The organism is uncultured Salegentibacter sp. (assembly GCF_963972535.1).
In the GTDB taxonomy this organism is placed as follows: Bacteria; Bacteroidota; Bacteroidia; order Flavobacteriales; family Flavobacteriaceae; genus Salegentibacter.
The window spans coordinates 1-1,652 of sequence record NZ_CAXAVR010000214.1 but is presented as its reverse complement, the minus strand read 5'-3'; the positions used below and the strand labels follow the sequence as shown (position 1 = coordinate 1,652).

The 1,652-nt window shown below is 40.1% G+C and carries 2 protein-coding genes; both read right to left on the bottom strand.

The genetic code is table 11. The features are described from left to right. A partial coding sequence (locus tag AACZ30_RS13935) for a serine hydrolase (RefSeq protein WP_339650129.1) occupies nucleotides 1-834 on the bottom strand: 834 nt, incomplete at its 3' end. A gap of 78 nt (nucleotides 835-912) precedes the next feature. Next, nucleotides 913-1,652: DNA recombination protein RmuC (locus AACZ30_RS13930; RefSeq protein ID WP_339650126.1), on the bottom strand; the 740-nt coding region annotated here is incomplete at its 5' end.

The following is a 1,652-nucleotide window of genomic DNA, read 5'->3' as shown; positions in this document are numbered from 1 at the left end:
ATTGATAAACATTCCGCCGCCGGAATGCCCGCCACCACTAACCGATTGCATTTTGAAACCGTCTATGGTAGTCCAGGAATTCTCATACCCAAACCAACGCCAGCTCGAAGAAGCGTTAATAGGATCCATAATTTCTTCTTTTAAAACCGTGGGAAGTGGTTTTCTAAAAACATTGAGTAAAGAATAGGCGAGCACATTTACCCGAACATCGTTGTATTTAAAATGCGTTCCGGGTTCGTTGAGTTTCCGGTTTCGCCAATCGTCTATTCCTGTATCTTGAGAAGGCCTGTCTGCCCAATCATAAGAACCCCAAAGTTCCCCGCGCCAATCTGAATTTTGTTCCAATAAATGTTTCCAGGTGATTTTTGAGTTATGTTCGCCTTCAAAAGTATCGTTCCAAACATAATTGATTACCGGGTCCTCAACATCAATGATCAGGTTTTGATCTAATGCGAGCAGGGCCGTGGTAGAGAGAAAACTTTTGGTAACGCTAAAAGTCATATCTACACGTTTAGTATCTCCCCATTTTGCCACTAAGTAGCCGTCTTTTAAAATTATTCCCGCCGGGCCACCACGTCTTTTTGTAGGGCCTAAGATTTCGTGATAAGGTTCGTGTTGAAAGCCTTTTAATATTGCCTGGCGTAAATCTTTGGATTCTGAATATTCATTTGCTTCAGCAAATTGAATAGCTTCTGAAAAATCTAAATTGAACGATTTTGGATCTTTTTCTTCCCAGGTTCCGGCTTCAGGAAAATAAATATCCTGTGCTGAAATATTCAACACAAAAAGGTTTATCAATAAAAAACTGAAAATTGATTTGGTATAGATTTTCATATTAATTTAATGTTTCATTTTCTTGAATGCATAATAATTACAAACCTCCAAGGTTTTCAAAACCTTGGAGGAGAGTGGTTAATTTGCTTCATTTTCTTCAATTTCTTCCTCATCCATAGCCGATTGCATCTTAGGGTCAATTTGTTTACTGGCTTTAGCCCCCAGTTTTTTGAGTTTTTCTACACGGCGCAGCAAATTTCCTTTTCCGGTTAGTTTTTTCATCGCGCCTTCATAGGAATTTTGGACTGTTCCCAATTGCCTGCCGATTTTTGTGAGCTCTTCGGTTAGAGCAGTAAAAGAATCATATAAAGCGCCGGCCTGGGTTGCGATGACAATGGCGTTTTGCTTTTGTTTTTCGTTCTGCCACATACTATCTATGGTCTTTAGTACAGCGAGCAGGGTAGTAGGTGTAACAATAATAATATTCTTATCAAAAGCTTCAGAATACAGTCCTGGATATTCGTTGGAAGCAACAGCAAATGCGGCTTCAATGGGAATGAAAAGCAAAACGAAGTCGGGACTTTCCATCTCGTATAAGTGGTGGTAATTTTTATTACCCAGTTCACTTACCCGGTTTCGAATAGCGGTAAGATGATTTTTTAGATGTTGTTTTCTATCATGCTCATCTGTTTCATTGCTGTAGCGTTCGTACGCGTTTAGCGAGACTTTAGAATCTACGATCATTTTTTTATCGCCGGGGAGATTAATTACTACATCTGGCAAAACCCGTTTCCCGTCTGCATTGGTAAAACTTTGTTGAACCGAATATTCGCTGCCTTTTTGTAGTCCGCTGCGTTCCAAAACCCGCTCCAGGATCA